This window comes from Enterococcus avium (genome assembly GCF_002891025.1).
Lineage (GTDB): Bacteria > Bacillota > Bacilli > Lactobacillales > Enterococcaceae > Enterococcus_A > Enterococcus_A avium.
The window spans coordinates 334073-359875 of the sequence record NZ_NBSL01000002.1 but is presented as its reverse complement, the minus strand read 5'-3'; the positions used below and the strand labels follow the sequence as shown (position 1 = coordinate 359875).

Below are 25803 nucleotides of genomic sequence, written 5' to 3'. Positions count from 1 at the left end.
CTGCTAGTTACTCCCTCATGAATACAAAATGAATTATAGCATGAGAAAAGGCTGGAATACAATTACTACTTTTCAATTAATGAATTGTAAGAGTTTCCAGCAGAGACTTTTGTCCAAAAATCTTCAGCTGTTCCTTGTTCCATGCCCATTATAAACTTTTCTCGGATATCTGGATAGTTTTTAGCAAGCTGCGTCACCAAGTTCTTGATTTCTTCCCTTTTTGTTTTTTTATCCACAGGGCAAGGATTAAAAATTACAGGGAGTTCTTCACGTTTCACAAGTCGGATAATTTGTTTCTCCTCTAAATAGATCATTGGGCGTACTAATGTCACCTTCGTTTTTGATAAATAGCTTTTTGGTTCAAAACTGTTTAAACGTCCGTGAAACAAAAAATTCATAAAGTAGGTTTCAATCGCATCATCTACGTGGTGACCTAGAGCGACTTTTTGGCACCCCAACTCACTTGCGCGATTATATAAGATTCCACGGCGAAGCTTTGCGCATAAAGAACAGGGCGACTTTTCTTCACGTACATCAAAAACGACTTTCGCGATATTTGTCGGAACTACCTCTAATTGATAGCCTAAGTTTTCAACAAATTTTTTCATCGGAGTAATGTCACAGCCTTCAAATCCCATATCAAGAGTAATCGGTACAATTTCAAAGTCAAAACCTAAACGCCGTTGACGTCGAATCCGATCTAATAAATAGAGCAATGTCGTGCTGTCCTTTCCGCCACTCATTCCAATCGCCACTTTATCACCAGGCTCAATCATTTGATGAGTTAAAATTGCCCGACGCAGTGGATTGTAATAATTCTGATTGTCTTTCTTTTTAAACCCCATATTTACTCCTTTAATCTCGTGTTTATTCAAAAAAATTTTCTTTCAAGCTATACTGATGACCAGCTGTAATGTCGTATTGAATCATTTGGTATTCCTGATAAATTTTCTCTTGCTTTTGATTGAAACGAGCTTCTTTAAACCATTGTCCACTTTGGTAGTACATTCCTTTTTCAAAGGCAGGAAACTCTTTTTGCAAAGTCACTAATAAATTTTGAAATCCAGTCATTTGAAGTCTGCCCTGTTGGAAAAGATCTGCTGCAAAATAAAAGGGACTTGTTGTAACTTGCTGTCTATTGAGTTTATGGCGATTGTCATACATCAAAAATTCTGTTTCATGTAGTAAGTGCCCTTGGTTTTTCTTTTGAATATCGTCTGAATAAATTCCTGGCAAATGATCCCCCCAAAAAACAACCAAGGTTCGTTCCGGTAGATCGTCTAATTTTTTCAGAAAATCCTTCAACGCTTGACTACTGTATGCAATATCCTGCAAATATGCCCGAACAGATAAGCTATCATCCCCTTTGACTAAGTAAGGAATGTTCGAGTATTTATTTTCGTACGGCATATGCGTTTGCATTGTCACTAAATGCAAAAATTGCGGCTTTTTATTTTTATCTAATTGATCAAAGATTTCTTGATAGGCTGCTGCATCTGAAATATACGGATTATTTTCAAGTTTATCCGTATGCTTCATTTTTTTTCGTCCAAGAATTGATCAAACCCAAATGTTTCATAGACATCTTTTCTCTTGTACATTGAAGTATTGTAAGGATGGATTGCCGTCGTTTCGTACCCGCGTTCCTTCAATGTTCCGACCAACGAAGGAAATGAATCAAAATCCGACATCAGCATTGTATAAGGCGTAGTCATCTGTGCATTGAATAGCTCCATGGAAAAACCCGTCAAGGCTTCAAATTCGATATTCGCCGTCCCACCGCCATAATTTTGCGATAGCATCTGACCACTATAGGTTTGATCGGCGATTGTACGATAATCTTGCAGTGGATCCCCACCTAAAATTTCTAAGCCATTCAAACGACTTGGATCAGAAAAACTCTCACTCATAACATAAATAATATTCGGTTTTTCCTCTGAAGTTGTTTTTGCTTTTTTTTGATATTTCTTAGTAATTCTTTCTACGTTCACTTGAGAATAATCCGCTGGCTTTTCCATCGCCTCCACCGGTAAATTATACAAAAAGCCACCCATAAACCCAGTGTTGTAATAATTCATTTTTTGACTGTAGGGAATCCATAAAGCCGTTTTATTATAAGCCTTGCGCAATAGATTCCCTTGCTGGTTGAATCCACCGATATACAGCAACAAACTGCTAGTTAAAACGAAAAATATAAAACGCAGCCGTTGTTGTTTTTTCTCTAACTTCCAGCTTTTCTTCAAACTAAAGAGAACTAAAATAATTCCTAACGCCAACATCAGTAAAAACAGAAGAAATAATGGAAGACCAATCATGTCGTAGATCATTCCGAATTCAGTAATCATTTTCAAATCATTTGGATAGATCGGCTCCATCCGATAGTTCATCTTCAAATAATTCGCAATTCCTACACCAATCACCGTTAAAAGATAAAATACACTACCCGATTTCAGTGAGCCTAAAAGACTGCTGACCCACCCATAAAAAATAAGCAGTACAAAGCACCCTAAAAGGAATTTTTCAGTGTGCCAAGAAAAAGCAAATTTGAACATTAATTCAAAGGAAAACTCATTTTGTGTTAGTTGAAAAAAAAGATTTGAACTAACAATTAATCCTATCACACCAATAATTTTTAACAGCTGTTGCCAAGGAATCTTTCGAAGTTTGAGCATGTGTCTCTCCTATCTATGGATTTCTAAATCGTATTAATCCTTTTATCTTTAAAATACGAAATATCCTTCCAATGCCCTTCGCACATATCTTTCAGCCAGTCTATATAAGCTTTTGAATTGGCAAGGCATCTTAAATAGTTTAGCGAGAAATTAGAAGAAAGTAAAGAACGATAAGTTTACACTAAAATCGTTGGATAAAACAAAAAAGTCTAGCAGAGTTGAAGCTCCGCTAGACTACGATTAAATTTACTATTTCCAAAAATCATCGAAGATCGTGATTGGTAAATGGCGTTTGTGCTGCGTTTTATTCCACCAATTTTCAATCGTTGCTTGCGCCTTTTCGTCAATTGACTTACCTTCTAAGTAGTCATCAATATCATCATAGGTTACTCCTAATGCTACCTCATCAGAGATTAATGGCTTCCCATCTTCTAAATCAGCCGTCGGAACCTTCAAATACAAAGCTTCTTCCGCTCCTAATTCTTTCAACAGCATTTTACCTTGACGTTTATTTAAGCGGAACAGTGGTAAAATATCCGCGCCGCCATCGCCAAATTTAGTAAAGAAACCTGTGATATTTTCAGCCGCATGATCTGTTCCGATAACAGCTCCTTGATTGCCGCCAGCAATTCCATATTGAGTGATCATTCGTTGACGTGCTTTAATATTTCCTTTGTTAAAATCACTGATTGCAACACCAGCTTCTTCTAATGCGGCAACCTCCGCGTCGACAGCTTCCTTGATGTTCACGCTTAAGCTAACATCTGGATTGATAAAATCTAATGCTCGCTTAGCATCCGCTTCATCAGCCTGAGAACCATAAGGCAATCGTACAGCGATAAATTTATACGTATCATCACCTGTCTCTTGCCGCATCTCTTCCATCGTAAGCTGAGCAAGCCGACCAGCCAAGGATGAATCTTGCCCTCCACTGATTCCTAAAACAAATGTCTTTAGAAACGGATATTTCCTTAGATAATCCTTTAAAAACTCAATACTTTTACGAATTTCTTCTTTGGGATCAATGGTAGGTTTCGTCCCTAATTCCTTAATGATTTCTTCTTGCAGCTTCATCATAAGCTTCACTCCTTTAATCTTCTTGCTCTGTTTTTACCACAGATCTACGCACTTGGTCCATAATTTTGTTTTTATGGTTCCAACACTTCGTAGAAAGATCAACTGGATATTTTTGTGGATTTAGATCACGTTTGTATTCTTCCCACAGTGAATCTAAGCTGGCTTTAGCAGTCTGCTTAACTTCTTCTAAATCCGGCAAATCATAAATAAGCTTGCCATCTATATAGATGTCTCTTAAGACTGGACGAGCCTCAAAATTTTTCACCGTTTTATTGATATATGGATAAACTGGATGGAACATATAAATTTCTTTCTCTTCTCGTGGATCCTCATCCCATAGTGTGACATAATCGCCTTCTGATTTGCCGTCAGTTTTACGTGTAATCCGCCAAACTTGTTTTTTACCGGGAGTCGTAACTTTCTCTGCATTACTAGAGAGTTTAATGGTATCCACCATCTCCCCTTGCTCATTTTCGATTGAAACCAACTTGAAAACGGCCCCAAGCGCTGGCTGATCATAAGCCGTAATTAGTTTTGTACCAACTCCCCAAACATCGATCTTCGCATGTTGCATCTTTAAGTTCAAAATTGTACTTTCATCTAGATCGTTAGATGCATAGATCTTCGCGTCAGGGAAACCCGCTTCATCTAATTGTTGGCGGACTCGTTTGGAAATATAAGCCATATCACCGCTATCAATCCGTACACCCAAGAAATTGATTTTATCACCCATTTCTCGAGCAACTTTGATTGCACTTGGTACACCTGATTTGATCGTATCATAGGTATCTACTAAAAAAACACAGTCTCGATGAGTCTCAGCATAAGCTCTAAAACCATCGTAATCATTGCCATAGGATTGGATCAATGAATGGGCATGGGTACCGCTATCAGGAATTCCAAAAATCTTTCCTGCTCGTACATTACTTGTAGCATCGGCTCCACCAATATAGGCAGCCCGGGTGCCCCAAAGTGCAGCGTCTAATTCCTGAGCTCGGCGTGTACCAAACTCTAATAAGGGATCGTCACCAATTACTGATTTGATTCGAGCAGCTTTCGTAGCAATCAGCGTTTGGAAATTCACAATGTTCAAAAGCGCCGTTTCAACCAATTGACATTGGAGTAATGGCCCTTCCACCTGAATAATCGGTTCATTGCTGAAGACCAATTCACCTTCCACTGCAGAACGAACAGTGCAAGTAAACTTAAAGTCACGCAAATAATCAATAAAATCGGCCGGATAATGTTCTACCTCTGATAAATAGGCCAAATCGCTTTCACTGAAAGTTAATTCTTCCAAATACTTTACAAGTCGTTCAAGACCGGCAAAGATGACATAACCATTATCAAATGGCATACTGCGAAAATAGCACTCGAATACGGAATGAAGATCTGCTCGTCCTGTCTCCCAGTAAGTTTTCATCATATTGATCTGATAAAGGTCCGTATGAAGTGTCAAACTGTCATCTTCGTACAACTTTTTCATAGTCATGCTCCTCATTTGTTTTTAGTAAAATAAACTATTTCACTTATTATAGCACAAGAATTCCGAGGCAACAGTGTTAGCTCTTCAACATAAAAAAATCTATTTAAAATGACTACTCTATATCTATTTATTGCTGGTTGGAAAAGGAAAAAAAGAAAAAGGCCTTAAGCCTTTCTCGATTCAAGATTATTCTTTTGGAATTTTATACTCCACCGCAATGATATCTTTATAGGATTCTTTAGGTCTAAGACCCGCTTCGATAATTTGTTTTTTGTAGCCAACATCTACGGTAACATCTTCACGATCCACTTTTAACAATCGATGAATAATTGTATCTACTTCTTGATGACTGATTTTGCGCTTACGATTCAGCAACAATAAATCAATTGTATCAAAGCGGTCAGCGTAAATGATCTTCGTCCGATCATATGCAAATAATTTAAGCAGCTTTACAGCTGGGCGTTTATCAAAAAAATATTTGGTTAGATTAGGATACAGTGTTTCTAAGTTAACATTACTATTCAACGGTGTTTCGATTAATTTCATTCAACATTCTCCTATCCCTACATATTTTTATTCTATAAGACTGATATGTTTTCTTTATAATGATATTTTACCATATGAAGCAAACGTTTTTTAATGAATAAAAAAAATCTTATAAAAAAGAAATAGATTGATAAAATCGCCTTATAATCACTTGCAATCAAAAAATATATTCTGCTTAATTTGTTTTTTTAAAGATATAGAATTCTAAAAAATTATAGAATTCATCAGTCCATTTAGAAAAAAAGCCACCGGAAATTTTCCGATGACTTTACGTCTTATGATGAACTAATTACATCATACCGCCCATCATTGATGGGTCCATTGCTGGTGCAGCAGCAGCTCCACCTTCAACAGGTTTGTCAGCAACAACTGCTTCAGTTGTTAATAGCAACGCAGATACTGATGCAGCATTTTGCAAGGCTGAACGAGTAACTTTTGTTGGGTCAACAATCCCAGCATCGATCATATTGACATATTCACCTGATGCTGCATTGAAACCAGTTCCTTGATCAGCATTTTTCAATTTATCGATTACAACTGAACCTTCAAAGCCAGCATTTTCAGCAATTTGACGAACTGGTTCTTCTAGTGCGCGTACTACAATTTTTATACCAGTTGCAGCATCGCCTTCAGCCTCTAATTCAGATACTTTTTTAATAACATTAACTAAGGCAGTTCCACCACCAGATACGATTCCTTCTTCAACAGCAGCACGTGTTGAGTTTAAGGCATCTTCAATACGAAGTTTTAGTTCTTTTAATTCTGTTTCTGTAGCCGCACCAACTTTAACGACTGCAACACCGCCAGCAAGTTTTGCCAAGCGTTCTTGAAGTTTTTCACGATCAAAATCAGAAGTTGTTTCACCAATTTGGCGTTTGATCATTTCAACACGATCATTCAATGCAGCTTTATCGCCAGAACCTTCAACGATTGTAGTATTATCTTTGTCTACAACAACTTTACCAGCAGTACCTAAGTTTTCAATTGTTGCTTCCTTAAGGTCTAATCCAAGATCTTCTGTAATTACAGTAGCGCCAGTTAAGATTGCGATATCTTCAAGCATAGCTTTACGACGATCACCAAAACCAGGAGCTTTCACTGCTACCACATTAAATGTTCCACGAATTTTATTCAATACCAATGTTGGTAATGCTTCGCCATCCACGTCATCAGCGATAATCAATAGTGAACGAGATTGTTGCAATACTTGTTCTAACAATGGCAAAATATCTTGAATATTCGAGATTTTCTTATCTGTGATCAAGATATATGGGTTTTCTAAAGCAGCTTCCATTTTATCGTTATCAGTAACCATGTATTGTGATAGGTAACCACGATCAAATTGCATTCCTTCAACTACGTCTAGTTCAGTATCGATCCCTTTAGATTCTTCTATTGTGATAACTCCATCGTTACCAACTTTTTCCATTGCTTCAGCAATTAACTTACCGACTTCTTCACTGCCAGAAGAAACAGCCGCAACTTGTGCAATAGCATCTTTCGAATCAACAACTTTAGAAATGCTATGCAATTCCTCAACTGCTGCTTTTGTAGCTAATTCGATTCCGCGGCGGATACCCATTGGGTTTGCTCCAGCAGTTACGTTCTTCAAGCCTTCACGAACGATTGCTTGTGTAAGAACGGTAGCTGTCGTTGTACCATCACCAGCGATATCATTTGTTTTTGAAGCAACTTCTGAAACTAATTTTGCACCCATATTTTCGAAATGATCATCTAACTCGATGTCTTTTGCGATTGTTACACCGTCATTTGTGATCAACGGAGAACCATAAGATTTTTCTAAAACAACATTGCGTCCTTTTGGTCCTAATGTAACTTTGACTGTATCTGCTAATTTGTCTACACCACGTAGCATTGCTGCGCGAGCATCTTCAGAAAATTTAATATCTTTTGCCATGATTCTTTCACCTCATTATTTTTTTTATTCTACAATTGCCATAATATCTTTTGCAGCGATGATTAAGTATTCGTTGCCTTCATATTTCACTTCTGTACCTGCGTATTTTTCAAACATTACCATATCACCAACAGCTACTGGCATTGGACTTTTTTGACCGTTTTCCAGCACATTGCCTTCACCGACAGCTACAACTTTAGCTGTTTGCGGTTTTTCTTTGGCCGCTGAAGCTAAGACTAGGCCTCCAACTGTTTTTTCTTCTTCTTGAGTAACTTCAAGAATGACACGATCACCTAATGGTTTTAACACAATAAATCCCTCCAACTAGTAATGATTTTCTAAGTTGTTAGCACTCTTGGTTATCGAGTGCTAACTCACAATTCTTATAATACCATTTTTGTTTCTTTTTGCAAGTCCTTCGTCTGCTTTTTTGATTTTTTCTACACTAAGTTTTTAATGATATATGGTATACTTGGGAACGATAAATGTTTAGAAAGGAATACTAATGACTGAAAAAAAATATAGTTTTATTACAATCTTCACTTATGGATTAGTGCTTTTTTCACCAGTTCTTTTTCAGAGTCTTCTAAAAGCCGGACCATCATTGATTATTCAGTTAACGACTCTAACCTATTTTCTAGGTGCTATCCTAATGATTTTTTATCGTATCAAATCAAAAACGTTTGGCTTAGAAACGCGACAAAAAAATCTTTTGATCACTATTGTAATTGGAATCGTTGGAATCCCAGCATCCCTAATTCTACAAATGCTTATTTTGCAAATCGAGCAGCGTTTTCTTGGGCAATCAGTGGCTTCACAAAATACTCAAAACATTGTCCAACTGATTATGAACAATATGATTTTCATCTTAGCAACCACTATTGCTGGACCAATCATGGAAGAATTTGTATTTCGCCGTGCGATTTTCGGCTCATTAGAAAAAAGATTTGGTTTTTTCTTACCTGCACTACTAAGCTCTGCCCTATTCGCTTTTGCTCATAATGATGGCCACTATCTTTTATATGCAGGTCTAGGTTGCTTGTTTTGCGGTATGTATCGTTATAGCGGTCGTATCTGGACTTCTATGATCACTCATGTAGGTATGAATCTGTTAGTTATATTGACACAATTGGCATTGCAGTCGTAAGTGATACCAATCGAATCTTTTGCTATTTTATAAAAACCTCCTTAGACTAAAGATACAATGTAGCCTAAGGAGGTTTTTGTATGAAAGTAGCAATTATCGGTGCTACCGGTCATGCCGGTTCACTGATTTTAGCAGAAGCGTTGAATCGTAATTTAGCTGTAACCGCAATCGTACGCCATCCAGAAAAATTAGAGGTAGAGGTACCAATTTTAGTGAAGGATTTATTTGAACTTACTAAAAATGAGATGGAATTTTTTGATGTTGTAATCAACGCGTTTCGTCCACCAGTCGGAAAAGAACAACTGCACCAAACATCCCTAAAACATCTCATCACTATTTTACGAGGAACTGATACACGTTTGATTGTAGTTGGCGGAGCTTCTTCGCTGTTTATTGACGATAAGCATAGAATGATTGAACTTTCTGATCCAAACGCCAATTATTATCCAACTGCCTACAATATGTACCAAGCGTTTTTAGACTTGAAAGCCGCGCAACAATTAAATTGGACCTACCTAAGTCCAGCGGCAAACTTTATCCCAGACGGGTTACGTACGGGCCATTATCAAGTTAGTGATGATCACTTACGCAAAAATGCCGCTGGTAAAAGTGAGATCAGTATGGCAGACTATGCCATTGCAATGATCGATGAAGTCATTGAACCGAGACACTTAAATCAGCATTTTAGTGTTTACAGTTAGAAAAAGGCAAGCCTGCAAAAGCAAGCTTGCCTTTTTAGATCGCATATAATTCGGTTGCACTATCTGGATCGGTATCAAAAATTTGGAACTGGTGATTCACACCAAGATCATAACGCGTAAGTGTTTCTTCCATCGTCATATGCGCCAATTCCTTCATATTATTCTCTTTACTTAAATGTCCTAAATAGATTCTCTTTGTCCGGTCGCCTAAAATGTCGGTCATAACTAATGCTCCATCATCATTAGACAAATGTCCGCGATCACCCAAAATACGTTGCTTTAAGCTCCATGGGTAGGCTCCCATCCGCAACATTTCCAAATCATGATTGCTCTCAACTAAATATGCGTCAGCATCTCGAATCGTTCCTCTCACATGCTCACTAGCATAACCAGTATCCGTCAGCATCACGAAAGAATGGCCATCCTTATAGAAACGATAAAACTGCGGAGCAGCAGCATCATGTGAAACGCCAAAACTTTCGATGTCTAAATCACCCAAAGTCAATACTTTTCCCATCTCAAAGATATGTTTCTGTTCCACATCAACTTTTCCGATCAAAGGAGCCATCGCTTCCCAAGTTTTTTCGTTGGCATAAACAGGTAATTTATATTTTCTCGCTAAAACTCCAACGCCATGAATATGGTCGCGGTGTTCATGAGTAACTAAAATCGCATCTAAATCCTCAGGTTTTCGATCGACCTCTGCCAATAGCGAAGTGATTTTTTTTCCACTTAAGCCAGCATCGACCAAGATTCTTTTTCGCGGACTTTCTAAGTATAAAGAATTTCCAGTACTGCCGCTGGCTAAGATGCTGATATTGAAGGCATTATTCATTTCTAACATGAGCAATTGGTCCCCTTTTTTAAAACTGTCCTCAGTATACAACCCTTTTTATGGATTTTCCACCTTTGGAACTAAATTATTCGTAATCACCTGATTATTTAACGCATTTACTTTTTCAATCTGCGTTGTCTTGTCTGGAGTGCTTATTTTAACAAACCACACTGGAACATAGACATTTTTTTCCCGCACCTCAAGTGTTCTAAAATACCCCAAATAAATATTGGTAATCGTCGAATCGCTTGGAATACTGTTATTGATATACAGCGTATTTAAAATCTCTTTTTCAGAATAAAGTGTCATTTTTTCACGTAAGGGTTCAATTTCTTTTAGACGAGTCTGAGTATACTTGATGATTTGTTCTTGATCATTGTTTTTTTCGATGTCCAGTGTCACACGGGAGGTCTCATCCACAAATGGAATTCCTTCATAGGATTGAGCTCCGACAATTTTACTTAACTCATCGTCTTTCTTAGAAATATCTGGCAAGTAAGTATACTCTTGTCCATCCATAATGAAATCCGCATCCTTCATGAGACGATTAAAACTGCTAGTAGCTTTTTTTAAATCAAATTTTTTCTCTCCACCTGGATAACTCGTTAATACTCTGTCTGTGATATTTGAATTTCTCGCAATCGTTTGATTCCCTGAAGCACCTAATAATGTTTCAAAATTATCTTGCTCTGCACTTAGATAATATCCTTCACGGTGCTCATCAGATACGTCTTCCTTGATCTTGATTTCATCGTTATCCAAACGTTGTAAAATGTCCTCCCGCTGATTTGAACTTGTAACAAGACTTTGCTCATGCTGATTGTTCCAATAAATACTGAAAAGAAAGATGTTCAATCCAACAAAGACGAGAAAAAAGATCCATTCGATTTTTCTAAAATCCAATTAACTCGCCTCCGTTTCAAAGTTTCCTTGCATCAGCTGATTAGCAGAATACCAATTATTGTCATATTTAACAAACCATTCCGGAGTCAAAGCAACCAACTTATTCACACCATCAATATCTTGCCATGTGTAGCCGATAATAAAACTTTGAACTTTATCAAGATCAAAGCCAACTGCGGCCAGACTATTTTCAACTTCTAAGGTACTGGGTAGTTCTACTTCTTCATCTGAAGGAATTGGTACCTGTACAGTATCCATACTCGTTTCAATTTTAATTTGCGGTGTCGATGCAGTAGTCGAATCTTCGATTTTCACACTCATTTTTCCTTTTGATGATGGGCTAAATATCGGATAGCCTTCAACAAAGATCCGAAAATTAATCTGTCCTTCATGATGATCAAAGTAGCGCAGATTACCCACAGCAGTTCCTAGACGGCTAACATAATTGAAGCTCTGACTATATATGCTTTCTTTAGATAAATCACTTGGTAGTTCACCATTGAATGTAACCAAACGTTTTTGTTCGTCCATCACTAGTTCTTCATGTCCACTAACAAAAGAACGCATACCACTTTCTTCTTCCTCGCCTCTAGCTTGATCAGGGTTTTGAAAGAACGCGTTACGAAATAGAGAATAAGATTGGGTAGTTAAAATATAACTATATTTCTTTAAACGAACTCGATCTTTTGTGCGCAAAAGACGGGGAACTAAAGGATTTTCAGCCAACATTGGCAAATATTTCTCTTGATTTTTTTGATAAATCGTTTCTAAACCAGTGAAATCTGCTGAAATCGTCGCTTCATATACTGTGTCTTTGCTGTAATTTAAAAAGCGAATTTTTTTCTTAGAAAAATCTACTTGTATTTTTGAAAACGTCAGCTTTTCTGACTCCTTCACTGAATTCAAATTAATCGGCATATCAAAAACCTTTACGTATTCAGTCAAAGAGAAGCCGCCTTCGTAATTCAACTCAATTCCATCATTTAAGCTGTAGTAATTCTTTATCTCTTCTTCACCCTGTGCGACCTCTTGAAGTTGTCCATAGGTACTTTCTGTTAAACGTGCTTGGGTCGTAGCTAATAAATTCTCGCTACTTGTTTGAAATTTACCTTCGCTCACATCCCAAATACCACGGATCGGTAAAAAAGCATCTGTTGCCTTTGCGTAATTCTGATCATTTTTCACTGCTTGCTTACTTGTATTGATATCGGCAGTTTTTGAGGTGGGACTAAGCCAAATGGCATAAGTCAAGACGAGACTGAGCAAGATCAGAATAAAAAGCGCGATGCGGATGATTTTTTCTGATAATTTCATTCCCAAATATCCTCCTCATAAGGTTCATAAGGTAAAGAAATGTAGAAGGTGGAGCCTTTCCCTTCAACACTTTCGACCCAAATTTGACCTTGGTGGGCTTTCATAACTTCTTTAGAGATAGCTAAACCTAGCCCTGTGCCCCCTTGTTGACGGGCTCTTGCCTTATCTACACGATAGAAACGCTCAAATACTTTTTCTAAATCTTTCTTAGGAATTCCCAAGCCTTCATCAGAAATGCTCAAAACAACATTGTTGTGCGTCTCCATTAAATGAACTTCGATTTTTCCGCCGTCTGGTGAATACTTGATCGCATTATTCATGATATTGTCGATTACCTGCATGATCTTATCTGTGTCGATTTCAACCCACAAATCCCGCTCTGTAAATTCACGGACAATTCGATAGTTTTTCTCTTGGTTGTTGACCATCATGTCGAAGCGATCCAAAATATAATCCACCAGTTCATTGAAGTTAACCAACTCAAGATCCATCTGCTGTGCTCCAGAATCCATCCGAGAAAGATTTAATAGATCATTGATCATACGAATCATACGGTCAGTTTCACCCAAAGTCACATGGATAAATTCTGGTGCTACGCTCTTATCCTCCCATGCGCCTTCTTCTAATGCTTCTAAATAGCTGCGAACACTAGTTAGAGGCGTACGTAATTCATGAGAAACATTCGAAACAAACTGACGTCGCTCTTCCGCCGTTTTTTCTTGTTCAGTGACATCATGGATGACAACAACTAAACCGCTGATAAAGCCAGATTCACGACGAATCATAGCAAAATCTGATCGTAACGTCATGCGATCTTCCTCAGAGTCAGATTTTGAACGGTCAATTAATATCTCTTCTGGTGTCTCTAATAATTTCCGTAATGTGTACTCTTCCTCTAAATCCAACAAAGTCAAAATTGATTGACCGATGGCTTGTTCACTCGTCGTGTTCAACAAGGACAGAGCCATCTCATTGATAGTGATAACTTTTCCACGGCGATCCGTAGCAATAACCCCATCTGTCATATGAGTCAAAACACTGTCTAAACGATTTCGCTCTGCTTCCATCGTATCTTGAGCATCTTCAATTCGATCAGATAGTTTATTGAAGGTTTCCGCTAATTGACTTAGTTCATCATGTCCTTGAACATCAACCTTTTCTGAATAATCACCTTGTGCGATCCGTACTGCTTGTTTTTGCATTTCCTTGATCGGCTTTGTAATGGAACGCGCCACCAATAATGCCACAACGATTGAAATTAACCCTGCAATCAAAGAAGCAGTGAAGAAAATCAATGCAGTATTACCGATTTCCGAGTATTTCTGTTCGATATCGCTCTTAACATAAAGAGCCCCGATCACAGCCGAATCGCCGGTCGGGGACTGAATTGGTTGAACATTGATATATACCCGTTTATTATTGTCATCCAAAGTGACGTATTGTTTCATTGAAAAGTCATCAATATCACTATATTCGTTTCGTTTCCCAACGATAGAATCTTTTTGGCCTACGTCATTGGTTGCTAGAACGATTCCTTTATCATCTACAACCCACATTTCCTTAATATCAGCAGCGGAGTTGTTTTCTAAGAGACGTTGCAGCTGATCAGCTTCGTTCTCGCTATCCTCTGCCATCGTTGAACCAAGTGTTGTACTCAACAATGCTACTCGTTGATTCATTTCTTTGGTAAAATTCTCAATCGTTGATTTTTCAAGCCCTCGAATAAAGTACGCTCCGATAATCTCGATGGATATCAGTAAGATTAAAATAAATGAAAAGGCGATCTTAAAGTTGACTGATCGATAAAAACGGACTTTCTTTTCCATACTTACTCCTGTTCAGGGTTGCGTAAATAATAACCTACGCCACGTCTTGTTACTAAATAGGTTGGATGGCTTGGATTATCCTCGATTTTTTCTCGCAAACGACGCACAGTCACATCCACGGTACGTACATCCCCGAAGTAATCGTAACCCCAAACAGTTTGCAATAAATGCTCCCGAGTCATCACTTGACCAATATGTTTTGCTAAGTAATGCAGCAATTCAAACTCACGATGAGTTAATTCAATCGTATCTCCGTGCTTAGTTACCATGTAAGCATCTGGATGAATCGTTAAATCACCTATAGTCAAATCACTTTGTGTTGTTTGCTCTTCTTCTTTTGGCGCTTGTCCGCCCCGACGTAAATTTGCTTTTACACGAGCCACTAATTCACGATTAGAAAACGGTTTAGTTACATAATCGTCTGCTCCTAATTCTAACCCTAAAACCTTGTCGATTTCAGAATCCTTTGCCGTAACCATAATGATCGGCATTTCATGGGTCTTGCGCACTTCACGAGCCACTTCCAAACCGTCCTTTTTAGGTAACATCAAATCTAATAAAATCAAATCTGGATTGACCTCTTCGACTTTTTCCAAGGCTTCTTCACCATCGTAAGCGGTAAAGACTTCATAGCCTTCTTTGGTTAAATTGAATTTCACGATGTCCGAAATCGGCTTTTCATCGTCAACTACTAGAATTTTTTTCACTAAGAGTCACCTCATACCTTTGTAAGATTGTATGTACGCCATACCATTATACAATAATTTCAGAGCTGTTTCATCTTTTCAAACAGACGACGAATCTTTTACAACTATTACTTAAGAAAAACTAGATAAAATATTCATTTATTGAAGCCATAATAAAAAAGATGAGCACACGCCCATCTTTTATTCCAGAATCTCCAATAGAGACTTACGCCTTTATATTAGTCCAATACTTGGCATACCACACCCAGCGAACCAGGACCTGTATGGACTGACAATGCTGGTGAGACTTTACCGAAATAAATATTCTCAGCTGTAGGAAATAGTTCTTGTAATCGTTGCTTAATTTTTTCTGCTGTTTCCAATGCATCAGCTTGTGTGACTGCTAAATTGAACCGTTTATGATTTCCAATGTGCTCTTTCACCAATTGAAGTGTTTTGTCGATACTCTTATTCAACCCTCTTACTTTTGCAACAGTATAGTAAATGCCATCTGAATTACATGAAATGATCGGCTTCAATTTCAAGGCACTGCCCAATAAAGAAGAAACTAAGCCAATTCTTCCGCCTTTTTGCAAGTATTCCAATGTATCAACATTGAAAAAAATTTTCGTTTTCGGAATTTTGCTCTCAACTTCTGTGATAATCTCTGTAAAAGATTTTCCTTCCTTAACCAAGTCACCAGCATAGATTGCTAAAATCCCCGCACCAATCCCAACATTTTTCGTATCAATTGATTGAAAGACTAAGCCTTCATAATGTTCGCCCAGCACACGCAAAGCATTGTACGTTCCACTCAAGCCACTGGAAATCGTTACGATGATTACATGTGTGAACCCTTGTGCTTTGATATCATCAAATACTTGATGAATCAATTCACCATCGGGCAAAGAAGTCGTCGGTAGTTCTTTTTTGATCAATGGAAAAATAGTATCAGAACTGATATCAATCCCATCGCGGTATTCTCGATCACTAAAAATGATCCGTAATGGTACCATAAAAAAAGGACCATTATCTATAACTTTTCTTGGAACATCCGTCCCAGAGTCAACTAGGATCGCAATTTTTTCATTCATCATTTTCGCCTTCTTTCTGCTGATCCAATTGAATGATTTTTTCAGCTAACATTTTTTGTGTGAATGAAGCAACAGCGCTTTCCATCGCTAAATAATAAAAGTCATCGCTCCTGCGAGTCAAATGAACGTCCTCACCTAAAACGATTTTAGAAACTTGCCTCAATGCTTCTTCTTGTACCTCACAAAAACTATTGTAAGCATCCATCGGTTCGTTAATTGCCAGTTGCATACGAATCAACTCGTTAATATCTGGGATTGCAAAAACTTGTTTTAATAAGGTAATCGCGATCAGATATGCCAAATGATTCCGATTGTATCTCTTTTTTACTGGTGGTGGTACTAATTTATGCTTAACGTAATTGTTGACCATCGCACTAGATAAAAGTTGATGTTTTTCATCTTCAATCAGCGGCGATAAATACCGATCAACTAGAGTAATCACTTGATCCATATATAATTCTAATTCGGGTAGCTCTTCCCAACGAGGCAATCGTAATTCCTTTAGTCCTTCTGCCCAGGATCTGAGCTTAGTCTCTTCCATTTTTACACCCCTTTCAGTGTCATTTTATCAAAATTATGGAAATTATACAATATAGTTTCTAAAACTAGGTAATTGAAGAGATTTTTAATGAAATTTTTTTAGTTTATCCTTGCATTCTTTTTTTCTCAGTGCTAATATATGAAAGTACTTTGTTTGGGCCGTTAGCTCAGTTGGTAGAGCAGCTGACTCTTAATCAGCGGGTCGCGGGTTCGAGCCCCTCACGGCCCATTGGGTGCCAAACCCACGTCATCGGTACATTCTTGGCGTCTTCGGACGTTTCGAAAAGAATGTGCGCGGTGGCATTTTTTGTTTTTTTGGATAAATTTTTAGATAGTAATTTATTTTTCATTAAGATAAACGTCAAAAGAGTGTTTCATCACTCTAAGCTTAAACCGTCTTTAAAAGTTAGGCAAAAGCTAACTTTTTAGAGATGGTTATTTCATGTTTTAAAAACTCCCACTATCATAATCTCAGGCTTGATACTTTTAAAAAAACACATTGCTTCTTAAAGGATTTCATACATTAAAAAGAGCTGTAACGAACTTTTGGTTATTTCTCAAATTTGGATATGAGTAGAAAAAAATGGAGCACATTTAATCTTGTTTTTAGCAAGAATCCAATGTGTCTCCATTTTTTTACTTTCTATTTTATTTAAACTGCTATGGCTTTTTCATTTTTTAAATGCTGCAATTTCTTCTTATAATAGGCGACTTCATCTTCAGAAGAATAGATAAAGTGACCCGGTGCGATTTCTCGCAATGAACGTGCTTTTCCATCATTTGGCTCTGTCTGATACTTGATTCGGCGACGCTGGCGCTCGTGGTCGGGATCAGGCATTGGAATCGCCGACAGTAAGCTTTCTGTATACGGATGCACACCGTAATGGTAAATTTCATTGCTAGTTCCGACTTCTAACAGATGGCCATTATTCATGACACCGATACGATCACTGATATGCTTTACCATTGACAAATCATGAGCGATAAATAAGTAGGTCAGATTATGTTCTTTCTGCAAATCTTGTAATAAATTTACTACTTGTGCTTGAATTGAAACGTCCAACGCCGAGATTGGTTCGTCACAAATAATAAAACGAGGACGAACTGCTAATGCACGGGCAATCCCAATCCGTTGCCGTTGACCACCGGAAAACTCATGTGGATATCGAGTGCCATGACTTGGGTTCAATCCGACTGTTTCCAGCAAATCATTCACAAGTTTGTCCCGTTCTTTTGGTGTTTTAGCTATTCCATTAACATCAATGCCTTCAGCAATAATATCTTTGACTTTCATTCGCGGATTTAAAGAGGCATAAGGATCTTGAAAAATCATTTGCACATCACGACGAAACTCCGTCAATGCAGATTTTCCGTGAATTTTAGTCACATCTTTGCCATCGAAAAGTATTTCTCCATCTGTTTTTTGGTTTAAACGGATAATTGTTCGGCCGGTAGTGGACTTTCCGCTACCGGATTCTCCTACTAAACCAAATGTTTCTCCTTCGTTAATATGGAAGCTAACATCGTTAACGGCACGGACTTCGTTTTTACTGCCAGTATTGAAATATTGTTTTAAATTTTTTACTTCTAATAATCGTTTTTCCATCATAGTCCTCCGTTTTCTATACGCGATTTAAGCAGAATACTGATTTTGTTTTTTACGAAAAATATCCCAACGTCGTTGAATTTCGGCTGGTGGTGCAATTACTGTTGCCTGTGGTGCTAACAACCAAGTCGCAGCCTTGTGGGTGTCAGATAATTCAAAAAATGGCGGTTCCAGCTCTGCATCGATTTTCAAAGCAAACTCATTTCGCGGATAAAAGGCATCGCCCTTTGGCGGATCTAATAGGTCTGGAGGCGAGCCGGGAATTGCGTACAGACGATCGTTCTCGCTTTCTAGCGTCGGCATAGATCCAAGCAATCCCCAGGTATATGGATGTTGCGGATTATAAAAGATTTCTTCGGCGGTTCCAACTTCTACAATTTTCCCCGCATACATTACAGCTACGCGATCTGCAACATTCGCCACGACACCAAGATCATGGGTAATAAAAATAATCGACGTTTCAATTTTTTCTTGAATTTCTTTTAATAATTCTAAAATTTGCGCTTGAATCGTTACATCTAAAGCAGTCGTTGGCTCGTCAGCAATCAAAATTTCTGGATTACAGATTAACGCAATCGCAATTACAATCCGTTGACGTTGCCCACCTGAAAATTGATGAGGATAGTTTTTCAAGCGTTTTTCCGCATCTGGTATCCCTACTAGATTCAACAAATCTAACGCCGCTTTTAAGCTTTCCTTCTTCGATACATTTTTGTGTTTTCGCAACGATTCTGCTACTTGCTTGCCAATTGTCATCGTAGGATCAAGGGAGGTCATGGGGTCTTGAAAGATCATTGCAATCTCACGGCCACGGATCTTTTGCATTTCCTTTTCTGATTTATTAACGATGTCTTGACCTTTGAAAAGAATCTGTCCTTCATCAATATTGGCATTGCTGGAAAGCAGGCGCATGATCGTACGAGTTGTAACAGATTTCCCGCTGCCTGATTCCCCTACAATTGCCAGAGTTTCTCCTTTGTTCAAATCAAAATCCACACCGCGAATCGCTCGAACCTTTCCGGCATAGGTGTCGAACGAAATGTTCAAATTATTTACTTCTAAAATTTTCTCCATAATATCGTCACTCTTTCATTTTCGGATCGAATGCGTCACGTAGACCATCGGCTAATAAATTGAAACAAATCATGATCAGCGAGATAGTTACCGCTGGAATCCATAGTAAGTATGGCAAGTACAAGAATGTTTTGTATCCATCGTTCAATAGAGTACCTAATGAAGCTGCTGGCGGTGTCAATCCTAACCCAATAAAACTTAGAAAGGCTTCGAAGAAAATCGCAGTCGGAATACTGAACATCATTTGAATAATAATCACACTGGAGATGTTCGGAATAATATGCTTGAAGGCGATCTTCCATTTTGATTCACCTAAAGTCATTCCCGCTAAAACATATTCCTGATCTTTCAGCTTAAGGGTTTGGGCTCGGACAATCCGTGCCATCGGTATCCAGTTGGTGATCGCCATTGCAGCCACGATCGAGAATATTCCTGGTTCAAAAACAACCAGCATCAAGATCATAACCACCAAGTTTGGGATTCCCGAAAGAATCTCTAAAAAACGTTGCATCGCGTTATCGACTTTGCCGCCTAGCATTCCGGAAATTAATCCGTAAGCGACGCCGATTGTTATATCAAAAAGGGCTGCGATAAAGGCGATCAACAATGAAATCCGTGTCCCCATGAACAAACGGCTTAGCACATCACGACCCAACCCGTCTGTTCCTAATAGATAATTTACGTTATCTGGAATATCTGCTTGCGCGTATTTATCGACTAATTCACCAGCAACCATGGTTTTCCCATTTAGACCATTGATATTTATTCCAGGTACTCGTGGCGGCAAATTAATAAAATCCACATTCTGCTTGCTTGGATTGTGAGGCGAGACAAAAATTGTTAGGATCGAAATCGCGATGATTACGATCAAAAGCACCATTGAAATGACTGCCGCTTTATTTTTCTTCAAACGACGCCAAGAATCTTGTAAGAAATTCAACGAAGGGGCCGCAATCTCCTCGCGCTCCTCTTCCGTATTTTTTTGTAAGGGTTGAAATTCATCAGCAGGAATATCAACGATTGAAGGATATTTCATTTCCATTAGCTTTTGCTCCCTTCTGATAGACGAATTCGAGGATCAACCAACCCATAAAGTAGATCAACGACTAAAATGACGAAGACCAGCATGAATGAGTAAAGGATTGTTACGGCCATGATCGTTGGATAATCATTGGTCATGATTGATTTTACGAATTGCTCTCCTATTCCTGGAATGGCGAAAATGTTTTCAACCACGAGTGATCCAGTCATCAATGCGACCGCTAAGGGGCCTAATAAGGTCATTAAGGGAATCAGGCTATTTCGTAATCCATGCCTGAAAGCAATTTCCCATCGGCTCAATCCTTTCGCCCGTGCCAGTTCAACGTAATCGCTGTGAAGCACCTCCACCATCTCGGTTCGGATGAAACGAGCCGAATCGGCCAGTGGCGACATAGCTAACGCCAGAGTTGGCAAGATCGTATAAGCAAATCCTTCCCATTTGGCAATCGGTAAAACTTGCAATTTCATAGCGAAAATATATTGAAGTAAAACAGCGAATACAAAGTTAGGGATCGAACGTCCTAAGATCGCCACTAAAGTTGAAGCAGTATCGGCCCATGAATTTTGCTTCATTGCTGAGATTGTGCCTAAGATAATTCCAACAAAGGTACCAAATACGATTGCCTGCAAACCTAATTGCAATGATGGACCGATTCGACCAGCTAACAATGCAGCAACGGCTTGATTTTTAAATTGGAAGGAAATTCCAAAGTTTCCTTGTACAAGGTTTGATAGGTAAATCCCGTATTGAACGATCACTGGTTTATCTAAACCAACTTGCTTATTCAGCATTGCAATCGTTTCAGGACTTAAGCGTTCTTGATTGGTATAAGGTGTCCCTGGTAATAATTGCATCAAGAAGAATGTGATGGTAGCAATCAACCATAGAGTAATCAACATAAAAAAGACACGCTTTAAAAAATATTTCAAATAACTGCCCATGAGGTGCCTCCTAAAATAAGTCTGATGTTCCGTTCTTATATTTTGACTTCTACTTTTATTATGGTTTAGAGTAGAAAGACATTGTGAATAACTGTTTTCTGATTCACATTTGCTATTAACTATTGGAGTGTATGTATGAAAAATAAATTATTTCCCATTGGAATCGGCGGAGGTCTGTTGGTGATCATCACGATCTACTCGATCTTGAAAGGATCACTTACTTTTTTAACCTTATCTAACCGATTTTTCTTAATTGGACTACCATTTCTAATTATTGGTACCTTGTTTTGGATTTTTTCTTCAGGCTTCTTTGACCACTTTCAGCATTCGATGCATCAAGCCTTCAGTAGAAAACAAAAGAAAAAATCAGAATTCCAAGCCCTTTCGCAAGTTGGACAGGGGCGTTATTCTTTTTGGTTGATCATTGCAGCTATTTTAATTTTAGCTTCGATCATCTGCGCATTATTGACATTGACTTAAAAGGAAGTTGGAACGTTGCTCGTTCCAACTTCTCTTTATTTATCATCAACGCTTCAGAATTATTATTAAAACAAGCTTGAAACGCCTCTTTTACGCTAAGACTATTCTTCAACATACGTCCATTTATAGTCCCATGAAGCACCGGCAGGATGATGAACGATCCCTTTGACTTTCTCGTTAACTAAATGAGCTTCAGATAGTTGGTACAGTGGTGCGACACCTGATTCTTTCGAAATGATCTCATTGGCTTTTTGCAGATCTTCCCATCGAGCTTCTTCGTCACTAGCATCCTTATTGCCAGAAGCATCAACTAATTTGTCATACTCTTCATTGCTCCAACGTCCGCGGTTATATGAGTTTCCTGTTACAAACAAATCAGTGAAACTTGATGGATCAGCATAGTCAGCTCCCCAACCACCAAGTAGGACATCAAAGTCTCCAGCATTTGATCGATCTAATCGAACAGAAAATGGCACTGGGGTTGGTTTCACGGTCATTCCTGGCAACGTGTCTTCCAGAACACCTTGAATATACTCAATAACTTTTTTAGATGAATCTGTATCAGAAGCCATCAGCTCGAAGGACAATTCATCGATGCCTAACTCTTTTTTCGCTTTATCCCAATATTCTTTGGCTTTTTCTTTATCATAAGGTGCTAATTTCCCGGCTTCCTTAGCAAAATCTTCGTCAGTCTTAGGATTTTTTGACATACCTGATGGCACTAACCCAGTCGATACGACTGAGCCGTCACCTAATACTTGATTCACTAAAGATTTACGATTGATGGCATACGAAACAGCTTTACGTAAGTTTTCGTTTTTCCATGGTGAATCTGCTTTTCGTTGATTGTATTCAAGATAGCTTGTTCGTGCTTCTTTAAACGATTTATAGGCGGAGTCATTGGCATTTTGTTGTGCCAATTCGCCAGATAAGATGACATCATCCGCCTCGCCATCTTTAAATAGATTCAATGAAGTAGAGGATTCTTTTACAACATTAACTTTTACACTAGATAATTTGACTTCGTCTTTATCCCAGTAAGTATCATTTTTCTTGTATTCCCATTCTGTATCAGTACCAGGTCCGTCAAATCCTTCTAACGTGAATGGACCATTGTAAACAGATTTGTCACTCTTAGTCGCGTATTCTTTCCCATTTTCTTCCACGACCTTCTGGTTTTGTGGGAAGAATGATGGAAAGGCTAACAAGTAATCAAAATATGGTGTTGGTTTTGCTAATTTGATTTCTAATTCATAATCACCAACTGCTTTAATCCCTAATTCCTCTGGAGCTTTTTTACCAGCAGAGATATCGGCTGCATTTTCAACAGGTTCAAAAAGATACGCATATTCTGAAGCGGTTTCTGGCTTAACGGTACGCTGCCAGCCAAAAACATAATCTTTAGCTGTAACTGGGTCGCCATTAGACCATTGGGCATCTTCTCTTAATTTGACAGTATAGGTCTTGCCGTCATCACTGACTTTCACTTTCTCACTTGCGCCAGCTGGTTGTGGCTTGTTGTCTTTATCTAAACGGTAGATTCCTTCATAAACATTATTTAGTGCAGCAAAACTGATTGTATCTGTTGCGACTGACAGATCGGCTGTCGGCATTTCCTGTTGGACCACTAAGTTAAATGTTCCGTTTCCCTTAGCTTTCGCACTCGAACTGCTCTCATCAGTCGTTGCGCTATTGCCTCCATAACAACCCGCCAATGCGAGCCCGCAAATCGCGATAATACCATATGCAAATTTGTTCCTCATATCTTTTTCCCCTTTTGATTCAATTTTCAGAATAATTATGAAGTTCTGAATATGAAGAGTAGTTTAATCATTTGTTTTTAATAAATCAAACCATATGCTCCGAATGTTCTAATATTTTTTGCTTTTTCGCAAATTATTCCTAATAAATCTTGTAAAATCGGCAATTCTCCTAAAGATTTTTTTTCAAACTAAAATTATTTTGCTATTTTCTGTTCTACTCTTGCATAGTGACATAAGCATGATAGATAATTAAATATTCATTTACAGAAAAAATTCTTTCTAATTATCCAAGGAATTTATTTTCATCCAACAACGTTTCATCAGCGTATAATTTTATTAGAAAGTATTCTAATCTTTTTTTCATAATCGTATTGACAATTCTTTTCTTTTTTTATACGATGAATACAACAATTTTTAAAAAATTCTGACAATAACGGGTGGTTGCCATGATAAAATCAATTAAGTCTTTCAACGCAACTTTATTATTATAGCTGGGACTTTCTGAAAATCATTTCATAAAGTCCCTATTCGCATTGCATCGGAAAAGAAAGTGGTTCTTTTCCGATGGAGTGCTTTTTTTATACCCGTTTTTGATTTAAGGAGGAGTAAAAATGAGAAAAATTCAATTTTTTGACACCACATTAAGAGATGGTGAACAGACACCGGGAGTAAATTTTAATACGAAAGAAAAAGTTCAGATCGCCCTTCAATTAGAAAAATGGGGCGTTGATGTTATTGAGGCTGGGTTCCCGATCGCTTCGCCTGGTGATTTTGAAGCAGTGCAAAGTATTGCGCGTCAGGTAAAGAATATGACGGTAACAGGATTAGCGCGTTGTCAGAAAAAAGACATTGATCGTGCCTACGAAGCCTTAAAGGACGCCGTTGATCCGCAGATTCACGTGTTCTTGGCAACAAGCGATGTCCATATGCAGTACAAATTAAAAATGACTCGAGAGGAAGTTCTTGCTTCTATTAAAAAGCATGTCAGTTATGCACGTAGTTTATTTGAAAAAGTTCAGTTTTCGCCTGAAGATGCCTCTCGAACAGAAAAAGATTTCCTATTAGAAGCAGTACAAACGGCCATTGATGCTGGAGCTACTATTATTAATGTCCCTGACACAGTCGGATATTCAAACCCGACGGAATATGGTGCGATTTTTAAATCACTGATCGAAAATATTCAAAGTGAACAAGAAATCTCCTTTTCTTCCCATTGTCACGACGATCTAGGAATGGCTACCGCAAACGCACTAGCTGCCATCGAAAATGGCGCGAACCGCGTTGAAGGTGCGATTAACGGAATCGGCGAACGTGCGGGCAACACCGCGTTGGAAGAAGTTGCCTTGGCACTATCAATTCGCAAAGACTTTTATCAATGCGAATCAAATATTGTATTAAATGAAACAAAAAGAACCAGTGAACTGGTTTCACGCCTTTCTGGTATTCCGGTTCCCAAAAATAAAGCGATCGTCGGCGATAATGCCTATGCGCATGAATCTGGCATTCACCAAGATGGTGTATTGAAGAATCCAGAGACTTACGAGATCATTACCCCGACTTTAGTAGGCGTCAATCAAAATTCTCTTCCACTTGGAAAATTATCGGGGCGTCATGCTTTTAACGCTAAATTGGAAGAGCTGGGCTATCAATTAAACGACACTGATAGCAAAGAAGCTTTCAAACGCTTTAAAGCATTAGCAGATAAAAAGAAACAAATTACTGATAAGGATTTAATCGCCCTGCTCGCAGATCAATATCGAGAAGAAACCGAAAAATACAAGCTAACGGATGTTCAAGTTCAATACAGCTCAAATGGCTATCAAGGAGCGATTGTCTCTATTATTAATGAAGAAAACGAAACGCAAGTAGCTTCTCAGATTGGTTCCGGAAGTATTCAAGCGATCTACAATACTATCGATGAATTACTCCAGCAAGATCCTGAACTAACTGAATATGAAATTCAAGCATTGACTGGCGGAGAAGACGCTCAAGCTGAAGTCCGTGTGACTCTGCGAGATAAGAAAAGCAACGATGAATTTCGCGGAATCGGCGTCGATTTCGATGTCCTTCATGCATCAGCCAAAGCTTACGTTCAAGCCAGTAATCACTTAAAACAAAATGGGTAGTTAAATAAACTGAAACCTAAGAATGG

General features: G+C 38.3%; 22 protein-coding genes, 1 tRNA gene and 1 pseudogene. 5 read left to right on the top strand and 19 right to left on the bottom strand.

Annotated elements, in window-relative coordinates; translation table 11 throughout:
• Positions 1–65: 65 nt before the first annotated feature.
• From AUF14_RS01845 to groES, 7 genes and pseudogenes are all read right to left on the bottom strand, one after another.
• A complete protein-coding gene (locus tag AUF14_RS01845; protein ID WP_016180448.1) occupies positions 66–845 on the bottom strand; it encodes a tRNA 2-thiocytidine(32) synthetase TtcA in 780 nt (259 codons plus the stop codon).
• A gap of 22 nt (positions 846–867) precedes the next feature.
• Positions 868–2672 (bottom strand): annotated as a pseudogene (locus tag AUF14_RS01840) (LTA synthase family protein).
• A gap of 249 nt (positions 2673–2921) precedes the next feature.
• Positions 2922–3746, bottom strand: a complete 825-nt coding sequence (nadE, locus tag AUF14_RS01835; protein WP_034876377.1) for an ammonia-dependent NAD(+) synthetase — start codon at positions 3744–3746, stop codon at positions 2922–2924.
• Between the two features lie 16 nt (positions 3747–3762).
• Complete coding sequence (locus tag AUF14_RS01830; protein WP_016180445.1) at positions 3763–5235, bottom strand: nicotinate phosphoribosyltransferase; 1473 nt, start codon at positions 5233–5235, stop codon at positions 3763–3765.
• A 186-nt stretch (positions 5236–5421) separates the two neighbouring features.
• A complete protein-coding gene (locus AUF14_RS01825) occupies positions 5422–5781 on the bottom strand; it encodes a DUF1827 family protein (RefSeq protein WP_016180444.1) in 360 nt (119 codons plus the stop codon).
• A gap of 289 nt (positions 5782–6070) precedes the next feature.
• Positions 6071–7699: a chaperonin GroEL gene (groL, locus tag AUF14_RS01820; protein WP_016180443.1), complete on the bottom strand. Its 1629-nt coding sequence runs from the start codon at positions 7697–7699 to the stop codon at positions 6071–6073.
• A gap of 24 nt (positions 7700–7723) precedes the next feature.
• Positions 7724–8008, bottom strand: a complete 285-nt coding sequence (gene groES, locus AUF14_RS01815) for a co-chaperone GroES (RefSeq protein WP_016180442.1) — start codon at positions 8006–8008, stop codon at positions 7724–7726.
• A gap of 196 nt (positions 8009–8204) precedes the next feature.
• On the opposite strand from groES, the gene AUF14_RS01810 reads away from it, so the two are divergent.
• Both AUF14_RS01810 and AUF14_RS01805 read left to right on the top strand, forming a co-directional pair.
• Complete coding sequence (locus tag AUF14_RS01810; RefSeq protein WP_016180441.1) at positions 8205–8846, top strand: CPBP family intramembrane glutamic endopeptidase; 642 nt, start codon at positions 8205–8207, stop codon at positions 8844–8846.
• Between the two features lie 80 nt (positions 8847–8926).
• A complete protein-coding gene (locus tag AUF14_RS01805) occupies positions 8927–9547 on the top strand; it encodes an NAD(P)-dependent oxidoreductase (RefSeq protein WP_016180440.1) in 621 nt (206 codons plus the stop codon).
• Between the two features lie 34 nt (positions 9548–9581).
• Here AUF14_RS01805 and AUF14_RS01800 read toward each other — a convergent pair whose 3' ends face one another.
• The 7 genes from AUF14_RS01800 to AUF14_RS01770 all read right to left on the bottom strand — a co-directional run bounded on the left by AUF14_RS01800 (position 9582) and on the right by AUF14_RS01770 (position 16746).
• Positions 9582–10391, bottom strand: a complete 810-nt coding sequence (locus AUF14_RS01800) for an MBL fold metallo-hydrolase (protein ID WP_016180439.1) — start codon at positions 10389–10391, stop codon at positions 9582–9584.
• 48 nt (positions 10392–10439) lie between these two features.
• Positions 10440–11285: a two-component system regulatory protein YycI gene (locus tag AUF14_RS01795; RefSeq protein WP_016180438.1), complete on the bottom strand. Its 846-nt coding sequence runs from the start codon at positions 11283–11285 to the stop codon at positions 10440–10442.
• Positions 11286–12599 (bottom strand): YycH family regulatory protein, encoded by a 1314-nt coding sequence (locus tag AUF14_RS01790; RefSeq protein ID WP_016180437.1) that lies wholly within the window; start codon positions 12597–12599, stop codon positions 11286–11288.
• On the bottom strand, positions 12596–14425 hold the full coding sequence (walK, locus tag AUF14_RS01785) for a cell wall metabolism sensor histidine kinase WalK (protein ID WP_016180436.1): 1830 nt from the start codon (positions 14423–14425) through the stop codon (positions 12596–12598). The genes AUF14_RS01790 and walK overlap by 4 nt, the downstream gene beginning before the upstream one ends.
• A gap of 2 nt (positions 14426–14427) precedes the next feature.
• Positions 14428–15132 carry a response regulator YycF gene (gene yycF / locus AUF14_RS01780; protein ID WP_010740621.1) on the bottom strand — a complete coding sequence of 235 codons (705 nt, stop codon included), beginning with the start codon at positions 15130–15132 and terminating at the stop codon, positions 14428–14430.
• 218 nt (positions 15133–15350) lie between these two features.
• Positions 15351–16208, bottom strand: coding sequence for a DegV family protein (locus tag AUF14_RS01775; protein ID WP_016180435.1), 858 nt, complete (start codon positions 16206–16208; stop codon positions 15351–15353).
• The gene (locus AUF14_RS01770; protein ID WP_016180434.1) at positions 16198–16746 is read right to left on the bottom strand and encodes a DUF1836 domain-containing protein; all 549 of its coding nucleotides are present in this window, start codon (positions 16744–16746) and stop codon (positions 16198–16200) included. Before AUF14_RS01770 ends, AUF14_RS01775 begins: the two co-directional genes overlap by 11 nt.
• A gap of 155 nt (positions 16747–16901) precedes the next feature.
• Between AUF14_RS01770 and AUF14_RS01765 the strand changes: the two genes are divergently transcribed.
• A tRNA-Lys gene (locus AUF14_RS01765) sits at positions 16902–16974 on the top strand.
• A 423-nt stretch (positions 16975–17397) separates the two neighbouring features.
• Here AUF14_RS01765 and AUF14_RS01760 read toward each other — a convergent pair.
• Genes AUF14_RS01760 through opp3b form a run of 4 tightly spaced genes read right to left on the bottom strand, consistent with a single transcriptional unit; the run spans position 17398 to position 21408 of the window.
• On the bottom strand, positions 17398–18351 hold the full coding sequence (locus AUF14_RS01760; protein ID WP_016180433.1) for an ABC transporter ATP-binding protein: 954 nt from the start codon (positions 18349–18351) through the stop codon (positions 17398–17400).
• A gap of 27 nt (positions 18352–18378) precedes the next feature.
• Positions 18379–19425, bottom strand: coding sequence for an ABC transporter ATP-binding protein (locus AUF14_RS01755; RefSeq protein ID WP_016180432.1), 1047 nt, complete (start codon positions 19423–19425; stop codon positions 18379–18381).
• A 7-nt stretch (positions 19426–19432) separates the two neighbouring features.
• Positions 19433–20467 (bottom strand): oligopeptide ABC transporter permease, encoded by a 1035-nt coding sequence (gene opp3C, locus AUF14_RS01750; RefSeq protein ID WP_016180431.1) that lies wholly within the window; start codon positions 20465–20467, stop codon positions 19433–19435.
• Positions 20467–21408: an oligopeptide ABC transporter permease gene (gene opp3b, locus AUF14_RS01745; RefSeq protein ID WP_016180430.1), complete on the bottom strand. Its 942-nt coding sequence runs from the start codon at positions 21406–21408 to the stop codon at positions 20467–20469. Before opp3b ends, opp3C begins: the two co-directional genes overlap by 1 nt.
• A 135-nt stretch (positions 21409–21543) precedes the next feature.
• Here opp3b and AUF14_RS01740 point away from each other — a divergent pair, with 135 nt between their 5' ends.
• Positions 21544–21888: a DUF3899 domain-containing protein gene (locus AUF14_RS01740; RefSeq protein ID WP_016180429.1), complete on the top strand. Its 345-nt coding sequence runs from the start codon at positions 21544–21546 to the stop codon at positions 21886–21888.
• 101 nt (positions 21889–21989) lie between these two features.
• Here AUF14_RS01740 and AUF14_RS01735 read toward each other — a convergent pair whose 3' ends face one another.
• Positions 21990–23651 (bottom strand): peptide ABC transporter substrate-binding protein, encoded by a 1662-nt coding sequence (locus AUF14_RS01735; RefSeq protein ID WP_016180428.1) that lies wholly within the window; start codon positions 23649–23651, stop codon positions 21990–21992.
• Between the two features lie 611 nt (positions 23652–24262).
• On the opposite strand from AUF14_RS01735, the gene AUF14_RS01730 reads away from it, so the two are divergent.
• Entirely contained in the window at positions 24263–25777 is a 1515-nt protein-coding gene (locus AUF14_RS01730; RefSeq protein ID WP_016180427.1) for a 2-isopropylmalate synthase, read from the top strand.
• Positions 25778–25803 lie beyond the last annotated feature (26 nt).

Excerpts from the sequence above, each read along its gene's own strand:
- AUF14_RS01845 (WP_016180448.1), bottom strand. The coding sequence starts at position 845 with ATGGGGTTTAAAAAGAAAGACAATCAGAATTATTACAATCCACTGCGT.
- nadE (WP_034876377.1), bottom strand. The coding sequence starts at position 3,746 with ATGAAGCTGCAAGAAGAAATCATTAAGGAATTAGGGACGAAACCTACC.
- AUF14_RS01830 (WP_016180445.1), bottom strand. The coding sequence starts at position 5,235 with ATGAAAAAGTTGTACGAAGATGACAGTTTGACACTTCATACGGACCTT.
- AUF14_RS01825 (WP_016180444.1), bottom strand. The coding sequence starts at position 5,781 with ATGAAATTAATCGAAACACCGTTGAATAGTAATGTTAACTTAGAAACA.
- groL (WP_016180443.1), bottom strand. The coding sequence starts at position 7,699 with ATGGCAAAAGATATTAAATTTTCTGAAGATGCTCGCGCAGCAATGCTA.
- AUF14_RS01810 (WP_016180441.1), top strand. The coding sequence starts at position 8,205 with ATGACTGAAAAAAAATATAGTTTTATTACAATCTTCACTTATGGATTA.
- AUF14_RS01805 (WP_016180440.1), top strand. The coding sequence starts at position 8,927 with ATGAAAGTAGCAATTATCGGTGCTACCGGTCATGCCGGTTCACTGATT.
- AUF14_RS01800 (WP_016180439.1), bottom strand. The coding sequence starts at position 10,391 with ATGTTAGAAATGAATAATGCCTTCAATATCAGCATCTTAGCCAGCGGC.
- AUF14_RS01790 (WP_016180437.1), bottom strand. The coding sequence starts at position 12,599 with ATGAAATTATCAGAAAAAATCATCCGCATCGCGCTTTTTATTCTGATC.
- walK (WP_016180436.1), bottom strand. The coding sequence starts at position 14,425 with ATGGAAAAGAAAGTCCGTTTTTATCGATCAGTCAACTTTAAGATCGCC.
- AUF14_RS01775 (WP_016180435.1), bottom strand. The coding sequence starts at position 16,208 with ATGATGAATGAAAAAATTGCGATCCTAGTTGACTCTGGGACGGATGTT.
- AUF14_RS01770 (WP_016180434.1), bottom strand. The coding sequence starts at position 16,746 with ATGGAAGAGACTAAGCTCAGATCCTGGGCAGAAGGACTAAAGGAATTA.
- AUF14_RS01760 (WP_016180433.1), bottom strand. The coding sequence starts at position 18,351 with ATGGAAAAACGATTATTAGAAGTAAAAAATTTAAAACAATATTTCAAT.
- AUF14_RS01755 (WP_016180432.1), bottom strand. The coding sequence starts at position 19,425 with ATGGAGAAAATTTTAGAAGTAAATAATTTGAACATTTCGTTCGACACC.
- opp3C (WP_016180431.1), bottom strand. The coding sequence starts at position 20,467 with ATGGAAATGAAATATCCTTCAATCGTTGATATTCCTGCTGATGAATTT.
- opp3b (WP_016180430.1), bottom strand. The coding sequence starts at position 21,408 with ATGGGCAGTTATTTGAAATATTTTTTAAAGCGTGTCTTTTTTATGTTG.
- AUF14_RS01740 (WP_016180429.1), top strand. The coding sequence starts at position 21,544 with ATGAAAAATAAATTATTTCCCATTGGAATCGGCGGAGGTCTGTTGGTG.
- AUF14_RS01735 (WP_016180428.1), bottom strand. The coding sequence starts at position 23,651 with ATGAGGAACAAATTTGCATATGGTATTATCGCGATTTGCGGGCTCGCA.
- AUF14_RS01730 (WP_016180427.1), top strand. The coding sequence starts at position 24,263 with ATGAGAAAAATTCAATTTTTTGACACCACATTAAGAGATGGTGAACAG.